Below are 20,801 nucleotides of genomic sequence, written 5' to 3'. Positions count from 1 at the left end.
ATTTAACCGTAAACATGACTATGGGGAGGTTTATTTTACAGATCATGATAAAAAGACTTCTATTTATAGAGGTGCCGATGTGAAAGAAGTTATTAAGTTAGCCAAGAAAGAAAGCAGCAGCTTACACCAATAAGCTGCTGCTTTCTTTTACAATATTCCACCAAAGCTGTTACTTCTTAATCTTAATCTTCGACGTTTTTTCTCCCTCTACCCCATCACGATCAATCACAAGGATCTCCCAATACTCCAGGCTCGGTACAGTGATGACCAATTCTTCCTGATCCCAGCTGTACTTAAGTTCCTCCATTATCCCTTCTCGTTTGTCAGGGCTTGCTGCATAGACTTTCAGTTCCGGGAGTTCTTCAGCTGACTGCCCGATCGGGTATCTGACCGTCAGTTCTTTTTGAGTTTCAGGCTTGGCAGCCGCGTTTCTCCAATTAGAGTCGTTGTTTAAGAGATTGATAAGATGAACGACCTCATAGTCCTCAAAACCTTTATTGTCCTTGTTATTCCTGACGATTGACCAAATGCTGTTTTGCTCCCCGTTGTCACTCACGTTGACTTCTTTTCCGTCCTTCTCGACTTTTATTTGGGTATCTGTCTGGGTGCTGTCGTACAGAATGTTTTCATAGGCGGCGAAGAATTTGTAGTAATCTTTCATTGATTCTTTGAGTGATCCGCTCATTTTCTTGCTGCGGTTCGGGTAGTATTCGTGGGCCAGCATGTTCGGCCCTTCCTCGAATTTTTCGGCAGTGCCGATTTCGATATGCGTCGCACCCATTGCGGCGAGGCCTGCGTCCATCAGGCGGACGGAAGGTTCGTCGAATAATCCGATGGTCATACGGCGCAGGTGGATCGTTCCTTGTTGTCCTTCTTCCTGCTTCAGTGTGATTTCATGCTTTCCTGCCGACAGCTCAGGCAGTACGACATATCCGTCTTCGCTGTATGAATCGATATTGCCGGTGCTTTTAAAGACGACTTTGTAGGGCTTGCCGTTCTCATCAAGGACAGGCTCGCCGTCGACATAGATGGTTCGCTCCGTGTCGCTTCCGGCGTTGGCATACGTGAAGATGAAACTTGTTTCCCCTTTTTCAGCGACATCGACGTCGAAGGTCACTTCATCGCCCGTATGACCAAAGTTCAGCAGTGTATCCTTATAGATGTGCATCGGGGATAGACTGTCTGCCGTTTCTGCATGTATCCGTTGATTTCCTATTTGAAGATAATCCAGCTTGACGCCGTCATCATCTATATCCTGGACTTCCATCCTGATGATGTTCCGGCCTTCTTCCAGCTGAATATTCTTCATCTCAAGATCTTCCCATCCATTCGAAGATGAAAATACGACCTCGCCCGCTTTCTCTTTGTTGACAAAGACTGCACGTTGAGCCTCTCGTTTTGAAGCTGAATCATTGTTGTATCTCCATTTCAAGTCATATGAACCGGCTTCAGGCACTTCGACGGCAAAGTTCAGGAAGTCGCCTTCATCCTTGAAGTCATAGATATGCCCTGTAGTGGTGGTGATCCCATGGCCTTCAGGGGCAAAATCGGCTTCTTCCACCTGATACTCCACGCCGCCTGCATTCATACTGTCGAGATTGATGTATTCCCCGTTTGAAGCCATTTCGAAGATCACTTCATGCTCTCCAGGCGGTACCTTGGCGTTGATGGTCTTCTCCACCATGGCTCCGTCCCAGCCTCCCGGGGTGCTTGAGAACACCGTTTCGGAAACCGTCTTGCCGTCCACATATTGATTATTGGAAGGAATCAGCTCTCCGTCCACATAGATGTTGATATGAGGGTTATTCGCCGTCCTGTATTTGAAGCTGAGTGTATCGGTTTCTTCCTTATTGTTGACGTTGAACAGGACACGCTGGCCTTTGTTTCCGAAGTTATTCGTATAGCCAGGGTCGACCGATACTTCGCTTGTCCTTGAAACGACCGGAAGCCAGCCAAGTTCCGCTTCTTCAGCTTCTATTACTTGAGATCCAGATTCGATCTTATCGATGGCTATGCCTGTTTCTTCAGTTTCTTCTTCCATCTGGATGGAAATCTTATTTCCCCCGTTGTACAGATAGATGGATACTTCCGCTGTTCCCCATTGACTTTCTGCAGTTGGTGGCAGCGTCATAATACCTGCCTTCTTTCCATTAACAAAGATGCTGCGTTTCGTTTCTTCTCCAGGATTTTGATATCTGACTGAAATAGCCGTTTCTTTCGATTCCCCGGCATTCATCGGGAAGGAAATGAAGTCTCCCTGCTGTTTGAAGTCCGTCACTCCGGCGTCATCCGCTTTTACGAGAGGTTCCTGTGATGGTTCCCAGCCGACTTTGGCTTTCTCTGCCTGATAACGGTCCTCCCCTACAGAGAGATAGTCGATTTTAGCACCTGTATCATTGACGCCGTCGGCTTTCAGTTTGATCTTGTTCTCTCCCGCTTTGAGCTTGACTGCGGTCTCTTCCGTGGATTGAAATGATTCCCAACCGCCTGTCGGATCCAGTTGAATGGAATCGCTCGCCAGTTCTCCATTTACATACAGATGGCGGCTGACCGCTGTACTTTCCACTCCGTACTGGAAGCTGACCGGATACGTTCCGGCTTCGGCGGCATCGACGGTGAATTCAATGAAATCGCCATCCGTCTCAAAATTGTATACATGGCCATGCTTATCAACTTTACTGCTGATCAGTTCAGCATCCTCTGCTTCATACTCTTTCTCATAGTCTTCTTTTTTAAGGACGAGACTGTCTACGTTAAGCCATAAATTATTTGTGTTCAGTGACAGCTTGATCTCGTTTTCCCCTTCTTGCAGATCGGCTGTAAGGCTTGTTTCCGCAACCGGGTTCCCCCAGCCGGTCTTCTCACTGAATGGAATCGCGTCTTTTACGAGAGCGTCATTCACGTGGATTTTCCCGACAGGGCTTTCCCCGTTGTCATGGCCGTACTTAAGGTCCACCGTATAGGTGCCGGACTCTGGTGCATCGACCTTCCAGATGATTTGGTCTTCATCTTTCATCCCGAAATCCCCTACCCATCCAGGCATCTTCTGAATCCGGGAGATGAAATGTTCGGACCTCGGCACTCCCTCTACATCCGCGACGTTGTAATGCTCGCCGGTCGCCTGCTTGTAGTTCATGTATCCGGCAATGACGACTGCTTTCCCGCCGTTCGTTTCCCTTGTTTCTTCCACTACCTTCAGTAAGTCGCGGTAGTGATCTTTATCCTGCCAGATTTCGCTGTAGTCAAAGTCGGTCTGTGTAGACGGCCGCGGCACGTCACTATATCCGTCGTTGCCCCCGACCATATTGAAGGTGACAAAGTTCTTGGATTTATCGTTGTCGGTCAGTGAGCCCTTTACCGAGTTGATAAGAGAATCATAGTCTTTCGAGAAGTGGCGTTTATTGCCTTCATAGTCATAAAGATAATCGTTGTCATGGAATCCCCACTGATCGAGGTGCATCCCGTCGAAGCCGAATTCATTTACACCCCTCACAAACTCCCGGTTGATGTATTCCTGCCATTCGGTGTTCCCCGGGTCCTGGAGGTAGAGTCCGGTCGGCGGGTTCACCCAGTCGAAATAGAATCCTTCCTGGTCGCTTAAAGAAGGGTCCGGGAAACTAGCATTCTTCTTATACAGTCCCCATTCCTTCTTCACCCCGAAAGCTTCATAGTTTTCCCTTGCGGCATAGTTCATTTGATAAGCCATGGCTGCCGCATTGTATTTCTGCGCTGCATCGATCTGCTGCTTCACCGTGATCGGATAAAGCTTGCGTCCGAGCAGATCATTATAAGCCGTGTCTTTATCGATATCTTCAGTGATGAAGTTTCCGTCTTCATCAAGTACGGGGTTCCCTTCACTGTCGGTCTTCGAGTAGACGGATACATCATGGCGCCACATCCAATCATAGAATTGGAATCCATTCAAATAATACTCCTGGGTCAGCTGCTTCATCTTCTTTTCACTTTCGGCTGTTGTTTCTTGAGGGAATTCGGTTGCATAACCATAACGGGGATACTGGGTCCAGTCACTTGAGACATCGATGGCTGCCGTGACGATTTGGTCGGATCCCTTGAATGAGGCTTTTACTAGATATCCTTTAAAATCATCTGACGGCGGTGTCCAATCCACCTCTATCCCTTTCAGGCCGTTTTTCACGTGGATCTTCTTGCTGCCCTCCGCGACTTTTTCATTGAGATGATAGACTTCTAGTCGGAGATCGCCTTTCCACTCTTTTTCGGTGTTGAATAAGAGGGAGAGCTTCACTTTTTCACCGGGATTATACCTCGATTTGTCTACAAGGAATGCAGAGATCGGTTCTGCCGGGAGATTTTTTTTGCTTTGGGCTTTTTGCACGGTCTCTTTTTGATTGTCTTTGGCTGCAGCATCTTGGGGCAGCGTGAATGGTGTCAGGGCAAGGTTGAAGGCAACCAGGCCGGCCAGAGGCAGTTTCAATTTTCGATTGATATTCATTTCCTTCCTCCTCATGTATTGGCAGGGACTGAACCCTGCCGTATTTACCTGCTTTCGAGCGGCTGGACATTCCCCAGTTTCAGCTCAGGGGAACCCTGTTCAGGACTTGCCCACAGCACCGCATTCCTGATCACCTGCTGAATGTCTTTGTGATAATACGTCGGATAGGTTTCATGTCCCGGTCTGAAGTAAAAGATTTTCCCTCTTCCGCGCCGGTATGTACAGCCGCTCCTGAACACCTCTCCACCCGAGAACCAGCTGATGAAAATGAGCTCGTCAGGCTTCGGGATGCCGAAACGCTCGCCGTACATTTCTTCATTCTCGAGTTCGATGACTTCCGGGATGCCGTTCACGATCGGATGACCTTCCTCCACAACCCAAAGCCTTTCTTTGTCATCGGCTTCACGCCACTTCAGTTCGCCCGTCCTGGTGCCCATCAGCACCTTGAAGACTTTAGAATTATGGGCGGAGTGCAGCGGGATGAATCCCATCCCATCAAGGATCCGTTCCTTCACTTTCTCTACAATGTGGTCACTTACTTCATCATGGGCGATATGTCCCCACCAGATCAGCACATCGGTTTCATTGAGGATGTTGTCCGTTAGCCCGTGCTCCGCTTCATCAAGCGTTGCTGTCTTCACTTCGAACTCTTCCTGCAGGAAACCGGCAAGCGCCTGATGGATGCCGGCAGGATAGATCTCCTGTACAGCCGGATTCGTTTGTTCATGTCGATATTCATTCCAGATTGTCACTCTGATCATTGTGATTCCTCCATTTTTTCAAGTTCTTTTACGGCTACTTCTTTTCTCAATTGATCGGATAAGAGAACGGAATCGATCACCCGCTGTACGACGTAACCATCCCTGAATGTCGGCCTGTCCAGTTCTTTCTTTTCGTTTATGGCGTCCACCCACTTCCAAATTTCGTTCTTTTCAGTAAAACGCCATGGACGGAATCGTTCTTCGGATGGCTCGGCCGCATCATCCCACGGATATATGTTTGCTAGTTTTATATCCTCCCAGGGACCGTTTACCGGTGCGTACCTCAACCTGATTCCCAATTCGCTGGAGAGGAGCTGCAGAGCCCCTTTCCCGCCTTTCACCATCAAATCGATTGTCTGGTTCCGGTCCCCCTGGGTTGAAACCCAGCTGGTATAAAAGGATCCCTGGATTCCTGATGGAAACGAAGCTTGGAAGAAGGCGGAATCCGCAGAACGGTCTTTATCTTCCAAGTCGGCCGCCCTTTTCATACTGCCGCCTTCCAAATACGAAAGGGAAGCCGATACATGCTCGATGTTTTCACCAAGGATATAGTGGACTGCGTCTATGAGATGGGAACCCAAGTCAGCGAGAACACCGCCTCTTCCTCCCACAGAACTCGTGCCGCGCCATCCGGGCGGTCCAGATAATCCGTAATCACCCGAATATTCAAATTTGCCTTCATAGACTTTACCTATCAACCCACCCTCAATCAGTTCCTTCAACCGGACGACGGCAGGGTTCTCTCGATACGTAAAATTCACTCCATGGATGATGTTGTTTCGTTCTGCCGCTTCCCACATCGCCTTTGCTTGCCGAGCCTCCATTGCCAGCGGCTTTTCGCACATGACATGGATTTGCTTTTCTGCTGCCAGCAAGGCAATCTCGTGATGGCTGACGTTCGGGGTCACTATGCAGATGCCGTCAATGTCTTCTTCAAGCATTTCCCTGTAGGACCGGCAGCTTGACGGTATGCCGTATTTGGCAGCCAGCCTGTCTGCATTGGTTCCATTTTGACTGCAGATTGCCTTGAGGATGACGGAGGGAAGTTTCTTCAAAATAGGAAGATACCACAGGTCCGTGAATGAACCGGCTCCTGCGACGGCAATCTTTACTTTTTGATCACTCATACATATCTCCTTTCTATTCGTCTATGTTTACTGACTGGCCCTTTTCAGCTGACTCGATGATGCGCTCCAGCACTTTTTGATTTCGATAGCCATCATGAAAGTCAGGGATCCCTTCTTGCTCCTGTCCAGTCACTAAAGCGATGAAATCCTCCAGCTGTTGTCGTCTGTAGCCCGTCGGAACTTCCAGGACCTCTTTCGATGTTTGAAGCTCCTTGGCATCCACTAAACTAAGCAGGACTTCATCAGGTTTTTCACAATTCACGTATATCGACCCGATATCCCCGTACAATGTCACTTCATGCTGATTCCCGGACCCGATTGCATTTCTGGTAGTCAGGAATGTGCCCACTACATCGTTCTCAAGCTCGGCTAGGAAACTGGCGTAATCATCCACTTCTACTTTTCGCATACTGCCGCTTGCCGGATCCCTGCGTTCAGGTACAAAGGTGCTCATTAACGCAGAGACTGATTTGAATTCCCCGACAAGGAATCTTGCACTGTCAATCATATGGGCACCGAGATCTCCGAGGGCCCCGGTCCCGGTAACCGTCTTATTGAACCGCCATAAATACGGGACATCAAAGATCGGCGCACCGAACGATTGAAGATAGCGGACCTCCATATGCCGCAGGGTGCCGATCTTATTTTCTTGAAGCAATTTCTTCGCATATCGGAAAGCCGGTATATAACGGTAAGAAAACCCGACCATGCAGGGAATCGGTGTCTTCTCATAGAGTTCCGCCAGATATTCCGCTTCCTTGAAATTCAAGGTGAATGGCTTTTCTGCCATGATTGGTTTCTGATGCCGGATGCACAGTTCCAATACGTTCGCATGCAGATCATTCGGCACAATCGAAATTACAGCATCAACATTTGGATCCTGGATGAGCACCTCCATTTCATTGAACCGCTTCTCTTTCCCGATTCCCTCTTCATCTCCCACCTTATGCAGGAGTTCATCGTTCACATCGCATAGAGCGCTCAATTGAATCCGCTCCAGTTCAGAAATCATCTTCCGGTGTGCATTGGCCATTCCGCCAAGTCCGATCAGGCCGACCCTGATTGATTGATTTTTTGTCAATTTCGTTCCCCCTCCCCTTCTTACTTCCTATTGTAAAGAGAACCTTCGGACAGTAAAATAGCTAGAATGAAAGCGCTTAACTTATGACACTCACTTGTGTATATAAAACACTCTTTCAGTATGAAAATTAAAAGCTTTAAAAATATGAATTTTGATCAAGAAATGAAAATATATATAAAATTGGTGTTAGCACGTTATAATTGACGCACTTGTGTCAGAAAGGAATGGTCAATTGAAAAGAGAAGAAGTTTTAGCTGCCCTTAAAGCAGGAGAATTTGATGGTATTAGTCATACGTATCAACCATACAGTGATGGTTACAGTAAAAATAGTTATCAATTAGAAATGAGTGTATCCGGTGGTACTATTGAGGTTACGAAGATTACTACAGGCAAATTCTTTGACGGTAAGGAAAATGAACGATTTGAAGAAGAGAAAACTGAAACCTTAAGTGATTATAAAGCGATTGATTTTATAGAAAGTCGTCCGTATTACTTTTCACAGAGAAGACCCGATTTGTTTTAGACAGAGACCCATAACTCGTCCGAAGAGGAACTGTCTTGCCGTCTTCTTATTCAAATAATGCCAGCTAAAAAAAACGGTCAGTGGGACATTAACCTCTGACCGCTTTCATATGCAAATAACATTGTTTGCGCAGCGAATAGCTCAAACATTTTGTTTGTTAATCCAAAGTGTATAATTTCAAACAGAACCTGTACCCGCCCGCCTTTTTCCCATTATTAATTCAATCTATAAACTCTCGCTTCATACGGCCTCAACTGAAGTCCTTCTATACGCTCTTCTCCCGTCCCTTCGCCATAATTGCCGATCAAGAGGGAAGCCGATTCATACTGGATATCTTCGGGCAATGTAAATGTCGCTTGTTCCTCCGTGAAGTTGCACATGATGACCAGTTTTTCTTCCCCTAAGGAACGTGTGTAGGCATAGATCTGTGGATTATCCTCAAGGATAAGGTCGTACGTGCCATAGACGATAATATCATGCTCTTTGCGAAGGCGGTTCAATTCCTTGTAGTAGTAGAAGATGGATGACGGGTCTTTCAGCGCATTCTCCGCATTGATTTCCTTGTAGTTTGGATTGACTTTCAGCCACGGTGTCCCGGTCGTGAACCCGGCGTGTTCAGTGTCATCCCACTGCATCGGGGTTCTTGCGTTGTCCCGTCCCTTAAGGTAAATGGCTTCCATGATCTTATCGTGATCCTCTCCGCCTTCTGTCACTTTTTCACGGTACATATTGTGAATTTCGATATCGTTGTACTCTTCCAGGGAGTCGAATTTCACATTGGTCATGCCCAATTCTTCCCCTTGATAGATGTAAGGTGTCCCCTGCATCATGTGAAGGAAGGTGGCAAGCATCTTAGCCGACTCAACGCGGTATTCCTGGTCGTTTCCGAATCTCGATACCATTCTTGGCTGATCGTGATTGTTAAGGTAGAGGCTGTTCCATCCCTTGCCTTCAAGATCCTTCTGCCATTTGGTCATCACATCCTTGAGATCAGCCAGCGTCCAATCCTTGACGTCCCACTTCCCGCCGGGACCGGAATCGAGGTCCATATGTTCAAAGGTAAAGATCATGTTCAGCTCGGTGCCTTCTTCATTGGCATACCGGGCAGCATCCTCCGGGGACGCACCCGGGCATTCTCCGACCGTCATCATATTGTATTTCGAAAGCACTTCCCTGTTCATTTCCTGCAGATACTCATGTACACGGGGTCCGTTCATAAAATAATCCCCGCCCCAGTCATATTTCTTTCCGCCAGGTGTACTCGGGAGGCCGTCCTCTTTTGAGATCAGGTTGATGACATCCATCCGGAATCCGTCGACCCCTTTATCCAGCCACCATTTCATCATGTCGTAGATTTCATTTCTCAGTACAGGATTTTCCCAGTTAAGGTCAGGCTGCTTTTTACTGAATAGATGCAGGAAATATTCTTCCGTCGCCTCGTCATATTGCCATGCCGACCCGCTGAAGAAGGAAGTCCAGTTGTTTGGTTCATTTCCGTCCTTGCCGGGACGCCAGATGTAATAATCCCTGTAAGGATTGTCTTTCGATTTCCGGGATTCGATGAACCATGCATGTTCATCCGATGAATGATTGACCACAAGATCCATCATCAGCTTCATCCCTCTTTTGTGCAGGCCTTCCAATAATTCTTCCCAGTCTTCCATCGTCCCGAATTCGTCCATGATCGCTTTATAATCGCTGATATCATATCCATTATCATCATTCGGGGATTCATAGACGGGGGACAGCCAGATAACACCGACTCCCAGTTCCTTTAGATAATCAAGCTTGCTGATGATTCCTTGCAAATCACCGATCCCGTCTCCGTTACTGTCTTTGAAGCTTCTCGGATAAATTTGATAGACGACGCTTTCTTTCCACCATTTCTTCTCCATTTCCCTCTTCCTTTCTATGAGGCTCTTTTCGCAACCTTTGTTCTTTACACGCAAGAAAATACCGGAACTTGGGTATTTTCGGGTTGTATGCCCATTCCTTATTTAAGCTGGAGTTCGAATAGAGCACGTGCACTACTAGATTAATGGACGTAAAGCAACAATCATTTAGAAAACAGCCTTTCTATGATGAGAGCTGGCGGTCTATATCAGCCGCCGCTTTCTTCAGTCCTTCTTCCACACTGACTTCACCGCTGAAAATGTTCCTGAAGGCATTTGTCAGGATGGTATTGATTTCTTCCCACTGCGGAACCGGCGGCCTTAAGAAGGCTTCGTCGATGCTTTCGATATAACTTTTATAGTAAGGATACTCTTCTGCAATACTGGAGAGTTCCACCCGTTTGTTCGTCGGGAGCAGGCCTGCTTTTAACAAAAGTCCCTGAGGTTCTTCGGTCGTCATCCACTTAATGAATGTCCAGGACGCTTTCGGGTGTTTCGTCCCTTTCGTGATGACCGCATTCTCCCCGCCAAGGATCGATCCCTGCTCCCCGTTACTCGGAAATACGCCTGAAACCGTTCGCTGATTGACAAGGGCCAGGTCGTTTTCAGACCTTACGCTGTAAAACCACGGTCCTTCATCAATCATGAAATAATCCCCGGAGCCGACATTCTGCCACGTCTCCGGATAACCGCTGAGTGCCTCGGACGGGATGTTTCCATTTTGATATAGATCCAACAGCTCTTTAAAAGCTTTAATGCTCTCTTTGCTATCAAGATAGCCGCTTGCCTTCGTATACTCGTCGTTCATGAGTTTCCCGCCCAAACCGTAAAAATAGGGGAGGCTGTTCCAGGGGGAAACGTCACTGATCCCGATTTTCAGATTATTTTCCTTTACGATCTGGATCAATTCATCCATCTTTTGGGGTAGTTGATCCAGCCCAAGCTTTTCCACCGCTTCTTTATTGTAAATGGCTGCTTTTGTATTCGTGTTCAGGGGCAGACCGTAATAATCCTCCCCGAACCGGTTCGACTCAAGGGGATTTTCAAGGAATCTTGTTTTGACCAAGTCAAAGTCATCAAACTCACTGATTGTATAGAGTAAATCCAGGTGGACAAATTTAGGCATCCAGGTAATATCCATCCGGACGACATCGGGTGTCCGGTTGACAGAGGCCCGCGAAATAAGCGCTGACATCAGCTGCTTGCTATGCGGCTGCCTGACGGATTTGACATCGATCCCTGGATACTTTTCTTCGAATAATGGAATGATCTCGTTTTCAAAGATTCTCGTTTCTTCATCGCTGTAGGTATGCCAGACTTCTATTTCTTCCACACTTTTTTCATCAGATACATTCAGTTTCCTTGAATCGTCGATGATGTGTTGATTTCCGCAGGCGTTCAGTACCAGCAATAGGATAAGTATGATGGTTGTCCGGAATCGAAACATGTGAGAAATCCCTTTCCAAATCTATTTGTGATGCTCTGTCCGGTAATCCCCCGGCGAGTGTCCGGTGATTTTCTTGAATAATTTACTGAAGTACTTCACATCATTGAAACCTGATTCGCCGGCTACTTCATAGACCTTCAATGAAGTGTGGCTCAGGAGTTCTTTTGCTTTATTGATTCGGAGGCCGATGACGTAATCGATGAAATTGATATCCATGAAGCGTTTGAACAGAATGCTGAAATAATTCCGGCTGATATGGATATGGTCGGCGACGTGCTGCAGCGTCATCTCTTGTGTAAAGTGCTCATGGATATAGCCCAATGCCTTATCCAGCAGCTCATTATCCGTATGTGGATGCATGCTTTCCGATTCCAGAAACATGTCACATTCATTCCTTGCTTCATGGAAGAGTCCCGTCAATTCTTCCAGAGTTTCGGAAGAATCCATGCTTGAAATATAGTCCATCAACACACCTAGGTCGACCTTGTTCCAGTAAAGGGCCTTCAGGATATTCCCTGCTTCCTTCTTGATCAGGTCAGGGTGCATGTCTTCTTCCTTCCAGCGTGCAAACCTCGCCTCAAGGAACTTTTCAAGCGAATGTTCCCTGTGAAGCATGGCTTTTATCTCTTCAAGGCCCAGGGGCTTCTGATGCATTTCATTTCCTCTTTCATATGGAAAAATCACCGTATCACTTTGGAAAAAATACTGCTCGCCTGCCAGGAAAGCATGATGGTATCCATCGACCAATTTTCCCGGATCTGTAACCACGGCATAGCTGAACACAAGCTTCAGCGCCGTCTCCTTTTCAATCCTCTGCTTCAACTTGTTCACGGTATCCCGCGGTTCTTCCGTATTCCCCAAGAAGAAAATCAGTTCGTTTTCGCCTATCGGAAAGCAATACCCGTCTTCCGTTTCTCTGTAGAAACGCTCCTGAATTTCTTCGATGATAAGGTTTTTATAGAGGAAACCAAATTCATCCTGAAGCCGGTCAAGATCCTTAATGCTTCCAAGTAGTAAAAGCTGGGGCATGGGGAGATTTTCAATCCTTTGTTCAGATGCTTGGAACGGTTCTTTTCGCAGGAGAATCCTCTTAATGGATTGTTCCGTCTTCCGCCTTTCGTGAATCTTATTGGCCAGTTCCGCATAATCAAGCCGCTCTGTCACTTTTTCCTCCTCGAGGATTTTGTCTATACACTTATGGATGGTCTTGGAAAATTGCTCAGGCTCCAGTGTCTGTTTCAAGATATAATCAACCGCCCCGTGGGTAAGGCCTTCCCGAACATATTCAAATTCGTTGTAGCTGCTGACCAGCACCACTTTAAGCTTAGGGTTCACCTGAAGCGCTTTCTTCATCAGGGTGATGCCATCCATTACAGGCATCTTGATATCGGTGATCAGGATATCCACATGGCCGGTTCTTTCCATTGCCTCCAGCGCTTGTTTTCCATTTGAAAAATCACCGATCAAGTGAAGATTTTTATCTTCCCAGTCAATGGAGGATTTCAAGCCGAAGCGGATGATCGGTTCATCATCCACAATCATTACGTTATACACCATGATCACCCCCGGTTTTCTTCATCAATACAAGCTTCACCAAAGTGCCTTCACCGCTGCTGATTTCCATCTTCGAATCCGGACCGAAATAAAGCCTGATGGAATCGGCCACATGACTTAATCCGATCCCCACATAGGAGTTGTCCCCGTCTGATGTTCTTTGCACCCGCTGTAACATATCCTGCTCAACACCGACTCCATCATCCCTGATCTCGATTTGAATTCCGCCGGGGATATTCTTTCCGGTGATCCACACGGTCCCTTCCGTTCCGGTTGGCACGATTCCGTGAAAGATTGAGTTTTCCACAATCGGCTGCAGAAGCATCCTTGGGATTTCCCAGTCTTCCACGCCCTCTTCAAAATCCGTGACCAAATGGAACTTTTGCTCATACCTGATTTGCAGAATCACCATGAACTGTTCGACCAATTCCACTTCTTCCTTGATGGAGATGAAATTCCCGCTTTTCCCCATATTCCCCTCGAGGAGTTTCGATAATGCAGTAAGCGCGGTATTGGCTCTTTCCGTCTGCTTGAACTGGACAAGCCAGCGGATCGTACTCAATGTGTTAAAAAGGAAGTGAGGATTGATTCTATGTTTGATCGCCCGAAGGACGGCTTCCTGCTTCTGATGCTGTTCTTCTTTCACTTGCTCAAGCAGCTCTTCCACCCGGTTGATCATGTGGTTGAATTCGGAGCTCATCATCCCGATTTCATCCTTCGAATCCACACTCGTACGCACTTTCAAGTTCCCCTCACCGACAAGCTTCATCTGCTGCGTCAAAATCTTAACCGGATCGGTCACTTTCTTTGCAATAAAGCTCCCGACGAGAATCGCCAATATTCCGAAAATGACGGATGCACCAATGATGATTTTTTGAATCGAAATGATTTCACCGGTGATTTCAGATGTAGGCACCCTGCCGACAATCAGCCAGCCGTTCCCGATTGGTTCCGTAACGCCATAATAAGGGATATCCTCTTCTTCATATTCGAATTCCCTTTTTTGAGATAGGATATAGTCCCGCATTTCCTTATTCTCAACGGGTTTATGAAGGGACTCTAAATCATTATCAATCACAACTTCAGCCTGCTCATTCACCACAAAGAAATGGCCGGTCTTCCCAAGCTTGATCTGGTTGATTTTATCCAATATCGCCTTTCCGTCCAGGCCGACCTGGACGTAGGCGATGTTCTCCATCGTATCAAAGTCTTTCAGCACCCTGGTGATTGGCAGGACAAGATCGGTGTTTTCGCCGGCTCCGCTGAACCGGTCATACTCAAGCCCACCCCAGACCAACTCTCCGTCTCTTCGAACAGCTTCCTCGGCCCAGTCCATCTCATCGACGTTCACTTGTGAGAGCTTATAGGGGGAAAATGTCCCGCTCCCCCAGCTCTTCCCTTCTTGCTTCAATACGTAGAGGATCCTCACGAATGAACTCGTATAAATATTTGAATTCAGATAGGAGGTCATATACTCTTGATTTTCTTCTTTCCCGGCGGCTGGGGAGCCGCTTTTCAAATCATCCTTCACGATCTCCTGTATTCGTTCATTACTATAGATCAGGTCGGACATATCACTCCCGTTGGAGAAGATAAAGGACAGAGATTCCGCTGCCTGTCTGGCAATCTGTCTTGATGATTCCCTTACATTTTCTTTTACGACGTCCGAGGCAGAACGGTAGAAGAACACACTATTGAAGACTGTCGGGATTAAGCAAACGACTAATATGGTGAGAATGACTTTTGCAGCCAGACGTTTCTGTAGAAGCTGTATCATCTGCTAATCCCTCTTTCCGTTACTCTTGTTATCTATCATATCTCTCCTTGGAAACGGGAGCAATAGAGCCTATTTATAATCGATTACAACCATGTCCCAATACTTCAGGGATGGTACAGTGAACGTAATCGAGTCCCCTTTTTGCTTAAAGTCGATTTCAACTGGGGAACCTTGGTAGGCATCAGGTGTCGCCACCCAGACCTTGTCCGCCTTTCCGTCTACTTTCACTTCCACTTCGATGTCCTTCTTTTCTTCGGGTTCGGGCTGCGTCCCTTGGTTATCGCGCCACTCCAGAGAAGCGGCATCAGTGAAATTAATCAGATGGATGAGCTGCTTATCCTCTTTCTTTTTGGAAAATGACCAGACCGAGCCGAGCTTCGGCTGATCTGAGACGGTTAAATCACCCTTTACTTTCACTTCTTTTTCCGTTTCCTCCCCGCCGTCACGCAGGAGATTTTGATAGGCGACCAGGAAGTCATAATACCTTGTCAATTCGGTGTTCAGCTCTTCACTCATACTTAATTTCTTGTGAGGGAAATACTCTTTCGAGAGCATATTTTCACCAAGTTCCAAGTGAGCCCCTCCCGATGCGAAAATAACCGCATTCGTCATCAGAACGCCTGGTGTATTGAATTCTCCCATCGAGTCGGATAAGTCATAGTTCATATAGGCAGCGAGGATCGTATTCAGCTTCCCTTTGCTGTATTTACCATTCTGATCGATGACGCCTTTAAGACTCGAATACGTTTTGTGCCCATCCCAGAGTTCCGAATACAGGAAACTGACCGGTGCCTGTGACGCGATGTAGCCCTGTGCATACTGCGAAACGGCATTCATCACTAAATCTGTCCCAAGTTCCTGTTTGGCTTCCTTCAAAAACGGCACGTAGGTGGCCGACAGGTCGACCGTCTTTCCTTTTGCATTCCAAAGTACGCCACGGTCACCGAGCTGATCGACGTGCCACCCGTCAAAGTCCAGATGGTCAAACACTTGTTTTTCTTCATTGATAATGAAATCCTGCCATTCTTTATTGGAGGGATCCATCAGGTAAATATCACTCGCCCAATTATCAGGGAGGGGATGCTTATCCTGCTCTTCGGCATCAGGATCCTTGAAGAGGCCCCACTCTTTTTTCACTCCCTCACTTTCGGCATTTTCATAGCTGCCGAACAGGAGATTATAATTCATCGTCTTCATATTCTTTTCATGTGCAAGGGAAATGTAGCGTTCGATCGTTTCCCTGGAGACTTCCCGGTTGGCGATATCCGGCCAGGTTTCCGCAACCTTGCCGTCTTCCATCTTTAACGGCTTCTCGTGTTTATACTGCCAATCGTAAAATTGCAGCCCGTTGATGTGATAACGGTTTAACCTGTCAATCACATCTTCCTGCTGACCTGCTTCCATCTCAAAGAAATCAGCAAGATAGCCGTACCTCGGAAACTTAGCCCAATCGGATGATACATCAACCCCTATGTTCTGGTGGTCAATGACCTCATCTCCTTGTTTCACATACACTTCTACCATATATCCTTTGAAATCCTCTTTCTTGGGTTTCCATGACCAAGATATGTCTTGACCTTTTAAGTCTATTTCTTCTTCTTTCACCGTTTCGTCCAGATGCTTATACTGAACTAGTATTTTTCCTTCTTCTACTTTTTCGTTCAGGGATAATGATAGTTTCACAGAATCCCCCGGTGCATAGGCGGCTTTATCCGTGGTCAGCTCTTTCACCCATTTCCCCTGCTGAATCGTCTCCGATTGAAAAACAGGTTCAGAGTTTGAATTCATACACCCGAAAAGCATTGCTGCTGTAAGTGACATGCTTGCCAGAACGGCCAGGCTTTTCTTTTTTCCCATTCTTTTCACCCTATTCCTCTACTATGAGTTATCCTTTAACCGCTCCTTCTGAATGCCCACTCTGTACAAACTTCTTCTGGAAGATAATATAAATGATGATCACCGGCAGGATCGCAATCAAGGAAGCCGCGAAAATCCATGACCAGTTGCTTGCATATTTCCCCTGGAACATCATGAGCGCGATCGGCAATGTCCTCATCGCTTCATCCTTGATGATCGTCAGCGCCACGAAGTACTCATCCCATGTCCCCGAGAATGAGAAGATTGCCATGGTACCGAGCGCCGGCTTTGAAAGAGGCAGATAGATCCTTCTGAAAATCGTCCAGTTCCCGCCTCCATCCATCAAGATGGATTCTTCCAATTCCTTCGGTACCGTCTCAAAGAAGCCCCTCAAGAAGAAAGTAGAACCGACTACACCGCCGCCGATATACAACAGCCACAAGCCCCAATATGTGTTCACAAGTCCGAGGTTTTTGATGACGGTAAATTGAGGCACGATCGCAAGAACAAGCGGAATCATCATCGTGAATAAAAAGACCCTGAATAACAGTTCCTTGCCCGGGAACGTAAACCGGACAAAGGCATACGCCGTCAATGCTCCAAGGAAAACACTTCCGACCGTCGCAACGCCTGCGACCAGCAAGCTGTTCATAAAGTAACGAAAGAAGTTGTTCTTATTCCAGACAATTTCATAGTTTTCAAAATTGGGTACTGCCGTGAATACTTCCTGCGGCTTCGGAAGTGAGTATGCGCCGTTTATAAACGTCGTCATCACCATATAGATAAAAGGTGTGATAAAGACGATGACTCCCAATATGAGAAACAGATAAACAATCAATTTACTAAAAAAGTTCCCATTCATACTTTTCCCCTCCTCTTCTATCTACATGAATTTCTGATTGCTCAATTTCTTCTGCTGCGTGAATGTAATCAGGAAGATCGTCAGACCCATTATTACACCGAGTGCTGAAGAATAGCCAAAGTTGAAATTGCTGAATGCCTGCTTGTAGATCATGCTCTGCAGCACTTCTGTCTGCCCCATCGGTCCGCCGTTTGTGATGAAGTAGACCTGCGGGAAGAAGTTGAACGCACCCATGACCAGGTTAATAATGACAAAAGCTGTAATCGGTCGAAGCATCGGTATCGTGACAAAACGGAACGCTTTTATCCCGCTTGCCCCGTCGATCGCCGCCGCTTCATATAGATTCTTTGGAATCCCCTGGAGCGCTGCCAGATAGATGACCACAGTCCATCCTACCGTCTTCCAGATATGGAACAGCCAGATGACGACCATCGCCGTCCACTGGTTTTGCAGCCAGCTGATCGGTTCATCCACAATCCCCAGATTCACGAGCGCGAAGTTGATCAGTCCGTTTTCCCCATCTGCAAACAGGTAGCGGAAAAGGAATGCAACAACGATCCACGACGTGATGATCGGCAGATAATACAATGTCCTGAACGTAATCTTGTACTTAACAAATTGAATATTGATCAACACAGCAAAAAACAACCCTAAAAACCAGTTGATCGGAACCGTAACGACCGTGTTGAGAAACGTATTCCTGACGGCGTATGCAAAAGCCGGATCTGAGAAAGCCTTTTTATAGTTTTCCAGCCCGACAAACGGACTTTCCGTACCCGGAAGAATGTTATAGTCCTGAAAGCTCATGACAATCCCTTTGATGAGGGGATAGATGACAAATATACTGGCCCCGGCAAGCCCGATGAGTAGAAACGGCGAGACATCTAGCCACTGCTTCGCCCCTTTTTTGAACCGCTGGGAAAATGGTTTTTTTTCAGTAAGAATAATATCACTGTGATTGTTATTTAGATTCGGGTCCATCTTGATCCCTCCTTATGTCCTTATGAATGAAAGAAGATACTGCACCAAATAGGTGAGTACCTTCTCTTGTCAACATTACTGTTGAAGAATGGCATCCGCTTTCTTCGCTGCATCATCCATTGCTTCTTTCGGTTTCATCTTCCCGCGCATCACTTTCTCAAAGTTCAAGTTAATGACCTCTTCAATTTCCGACCACTCAGCAATCGGTGTACGCGGCAGCGCTGTTTCCAGCTGCTTGACATATTTCTCAACAATCGGATTCTCAATCACTTTCGGATCATTCGCAGCGTTCTTATTCGTAGGAATCAATCCTGCTTCAGCCATCAATTTCTGAGGCTCTTCTGTCAACATCCATTTCGCAAACGTCCATGCTTCTTCAGGGTGTTCGGAACCTGCAAATGTGACAAGGTTCTCACCGCCGATAACAGAACGGCTTCCACCAGGACCTTCAGGAATCAGTCCGCTGACTGTTTGTTCTTCCGGATTGAATTTGCTGCCTTCTTCATTTCCAAGAATACTGTAGAACCAAGGGCCGTCATCCAGCATCAGGTACTGACCGGCTTTCATTCCGTCCCAGGCGCCAGGTTCACCGCCAAGAATGGTAGGAGAAAGCAGCTTATCCTTCTGCCATGAAGCCATTTCTTCAACCGCAGCAACGCTTTCCTTACTATTTAAAAACCCGTCAAACTTTGTATAATCATCATTCGTCAACTTGCCGCCAAGACTCCAGAAGTACGGAAGGAATCCCCACGTATTGCTTCCGCCGATGCCGATCCCGCCTTTAGCTCCGGCATCCACTGCCTTCTTCGCTGCATCCTTCAACTCATCCATCGTCTTAGGCGCTTCCGTGTAGCCAGCTTTTTCAAGTAGACCTTTATTATAGATTGCTATTTTCGTATTTGTATTGACCGGCACGCCATAATACTTACCATCATAGATGTTCGTCGCCATCGGAGCTTCAAAGACACTGTTCTTCACATCCTCGAACCCTTCCATGCCGCTGACTTCCTGTAGGGCGCCCATCTTCGCAAACTCAGAAACCCACACAATATCCATACGCATCAAATCAGGCGCTTCCCCGCCGGATACCCCCGCGATCACCTGCTGCTTCAATCCTTCATAGGGCATCCTCGTAAGCTTCAACTCAATCTCAGGATGCTCCTTCTCAAACAATGGTTTGATCTTCTCATTAAGAATGACCTCTTCCTGATCACTATACGTATGCCAATAATCCAACACGACCTTGTCGCCACTGCTCTCAGACCCAGTCTCACTCGATCCCCCGCTGCATCCTCCAGCAAACAACATCGTGGATATCGCTGCACCCGTCATAAACTTCTTCCAAGCATTCATATCCTTAACCCCTCCCTTTTCGTTACCTTCATTTTCCGTGAAAGCGCTTTATTATAAAACCGCTTACATTTTTGTGTTGGTGTAATTTATTTGATTGTTTTGGGAGGGTGGTTTGTAGGAGAAATAAAAAAAGTGTCATATATCTCTGTTTTAGAGGGATATGACACTTTTCTGAATCACATAAAAACAATTTTTATTCCTTTTGAAGACACGCAATTACTTAAGGCAAGAGGATTCAAATAAAATTCAGCAGGAGATATGTTTTGACACATTCCAAAATTACTTTACGCACTTACTCATAATAAGTAAATTATAACTCATTTACTATTAAATTTAATTGAATTTTATAATCAGACAGTTTCCCATCAGATGTACTGGAAGTTTGGGTAGCAATTCTAGGTGATATTACAAATCGTTTTAGATTACTATTATTATATATATCAGTAAAGTTCATTTCCAACTTTATAGATGGTATAACTGAGCTATCAAGTTGTTCTTCTTGGAATAAGTGGAGCAGAAGAGATAATATTTCTAAATATGAGAATGGTATTTTCAAGGAATATTCCTTCCCTTTTAAATATACGGATGTATAATCTTTCAAATCCTCTTCAATAAATGTAACTCCATTCTCTGTATTAAGTATACTTTCTTCTATATATCTATGAACCTTACTTGCCCCAAATGAAAATGTACTAATAAATTGTATATGTCTTGTGACATCCAGTTCCCATTTAATATTAATATTTTTAGCATGACCCTGTCCTACGTTAGAAATTATTAATTCGGGTTGTTTCTCATCTTCAATAAAGTTTCCATATCCTGTACTTGGGTTATACTTCAAGTAAATCAACTTACTTGCTATAAAGACATCTGGTCTATTCATGTCATATCTTTGTTGTTTCATTTCCTCTAACTGTTTTGAAGACAAGACAGTTGATTTTTTAGCCACACTTGCTGAAATCATTGCGGCTATAGCCGCCCCTACTGTAGCTACCATCCCAAATAGAGTTATAAGAAGCTCTGCCTGTTCTTTTATATCCAAATTTCTCTTCTCCCTTTTAACTAAGTGTATCTTTACCACTATGCAGTTATACCAGTATAAAAGCAATTAGACA

General features: G+C 46.1%; 14 protein-coding genes. 1 reads left to right on the top strand and 13 read right to left on the bottom strand.

Going from position 1 to position 20,801, the window contains the following annotated elements; all coding sequences use genetic code 11:
- Positions 1-169 precede the first annotated feature (169 nt).
- The 4 genes from HWX64_RS21655 to HWX64_RS21640 are packed head-to-tail and all read right to left on the bottom strand — an operon-like array spanning position 170 to position 7,440.
- A complete protein-coding gene (locus tag HWX64_RS21655) occupies positions 170-4,471 on the bottom strand; it encodes a glycoside hydrolase family 66 protein (RefSeq protein WP_175991544.1) in 4,302 nt (1,433 codons plus the stop codon).
- Positions 4,472-4,515: 44 nt separating this feature from the next.
- On the bottom strand, positions 4,516-5,232 hold the full coding sequence (locus HWX64_RS21650; protein ID WP_071616886.1) for a ThuA domain-containing protein: 717 nt from the start codon (positions 5,230-5,232) through the stop codon (positions 4,516-4,518).
- On the bottom strand, positions 5,229-6,359 hold the full coding sequence (locus HWX64_RS21645) for a Gfo/Idh/MocA family protein (RefSeq protein WP_175991543.1): 1,131 nt from the start codon (positions 6,357-6,359) through the stop codon (positions 5,229-5,231). The genes HWX64_RS21650 and HWX64_RS21645 overlap by 4 nt, the downstream gene beginning before the upstream one ends.
- A 13-nt stretch (positions 6,360-6,372) precedes the next feature.
- Positions 6,373-7,440, bottom strand: coding sequence for a Gfo/Idh/MocA family protein (locus HWX64_RS21640; RefSeq protein ID WP_175991542.1), 1,068 nt, complete (start codon positions 7,438-7,440; stop codon positions 6,373-6,375).
- 232 nt (positions 7,441-7,672) lie between these two features.
- Here HWX64_RS21640 and HWX64_RS21635 point away from each other — a divergent pair, with 232 nt between their 5' ends.
- Complete coding sequence (locus HWX64_RS21635) at positions 7,673-7,963, top strand: hypothetical protein (RefSeq protein ID WP_175991541.1); 291 nt, start codon at positions 7,673-7,675, stop codon at positions 7,961-7,963.
- A gap of 215 nt (positions 7,964-8,178) precedes the next feature.
- Here the strand turns inward: HWX64_RS21635 and HWX64_RS21630 are convergent, their stop codons facing one another.
- The 9 genes from HWX64_RS21630 to HWX64_RS21590 all read right to left on the bottom strand — a co-directional run bounded on the left by HWX64_RS21630 (position 8,179) and on the right by HWX64_RS21590 (position 20,728).
- Positions 8,179-9,858 carry an alpha-glucosidase gene (locus tag HWX64_RS21630; RefSeq protein ID WP_175991540.1) on the bottom strand — a complete coding sequence of 560 codons (1,680 nt, stop codon included), beginning with the start codon at positions 9,856-9,858 and terminating at the stop codon, positions 8,179-8,181.
- Between the two features lie 181 nt (positions 9,859-10,039).
- The gene (locus HWX64_RS21625) at positions 10,040-11,302 is read right to left on the bottom strand and encodes an extracellular solute-binding protein (RefSeq protein WP_175991539.1); all 1,263 of its coding nucleotides are present in this window, start codon (positions 11,300-11,302) and stop codon (positions 10,040-10,042) included.
- Between the two features lie 21 nt (positions 11,303-11,323).
- Complete coding sequence (locus tag HWX64_RS21620; RefSeq protein WP_175991538.1) at positions 11,324-12,859, bottom strand: response regulator; 1,536 nt, start codon at positions 12,857-12,859, stop codon at positions 11,324-11,326.
- On the bottom strand, positions 12,849-14,633 hold the full coding sequence (locus HWX64_RS21615; RefSeq protein WP_175991537.1) for a sensor histidine kinase: 1,785 nt from the start codon (positions 14,631-14,633) through the stop codon (positions 12,849-12,851). Before HWX64_RS21615 ends, HWX64_RS21620 begins: the two co-directional genes overlap by 11 nt.
- A 69-nt stretch (positions 14,634-14,702) precedes the next feature.
- Positions 14,703-16,490, bottom strand: coding sequence for a glycoside hydrolase family 66 protein (locus tag HWX64_RS21610; protein WP_175991536.1), 1,788 nt, complete (start codon positions 16,488-16,490; stop codon positions 14,703-14,705).
- Between the two features lie 28 nt (positions 16,491-16,518).
- Positions 16,519-17,352 carry a carbohydrate ABC transporter permease gene (locus tag HWX64_RS21605; RefSeq protein ID WP_032085926.1) on the bottom strand — a complete coding sequence of 278 codons (834 nt, stop codon included), beginning with the start codon at positions 17,350-17,352 and terminating at the stop codon, positions 16,519-16,521.
- Between the two features lie 21 nt (positions 17,353-17,373).
- Complete coding sequence (locus tag HWX64_RS21600) at positions 17,374-18,333, bottom strand: carbohydrate ABC transporter permease (protein ID WP_175991535.1); 960 nt, start codon at positions 18,331-18,333, stop codon at positions 17,374-17,376.
- A gap of 75 nt (positions 18,334-18,408) precedes the next feature.
- Positions 18,409-19,686 (bottom strand): extracellular solute-binding protein, encoded by a 1,278-nt coding sequence (locus HWX64_RS21595; protein WP_175991534.1) that lies wholly within the window; start codon positions 19,684-19,686, stop codon positions 18,409-18,411.
- A 310-nt stretch (positions 19,687-19,996) separates the two neighbouring features.
- Positions 19,997-20,728 carry a hypothetical protein gene (locus HWX64_RS21590; RefSeq protein WP_175991533.1) on the bottom strand — a complete coding sequence of 244 codons (732 nt, stop codon included), beginning with the start codon at positions 20,726-20,728 and terminating at the stop codon, positions 19,997-19,999.
- Positions 20,729-20,801: the final 73 nt, after the last annotated feature.

The sequence above is a fragment of the Bacillus sp. Marseille-Q1617 genome (assembly GCF_903645295.1).
Taxonomy (GTDB): domain Bacteria; phylum Bacillota; class Bacilli; order Bacillales; family Bacillaceae_B; genus Rossellomorea.
This window is presented reverse-complemented; position numbering and strand designations above follow the sequence as displayed.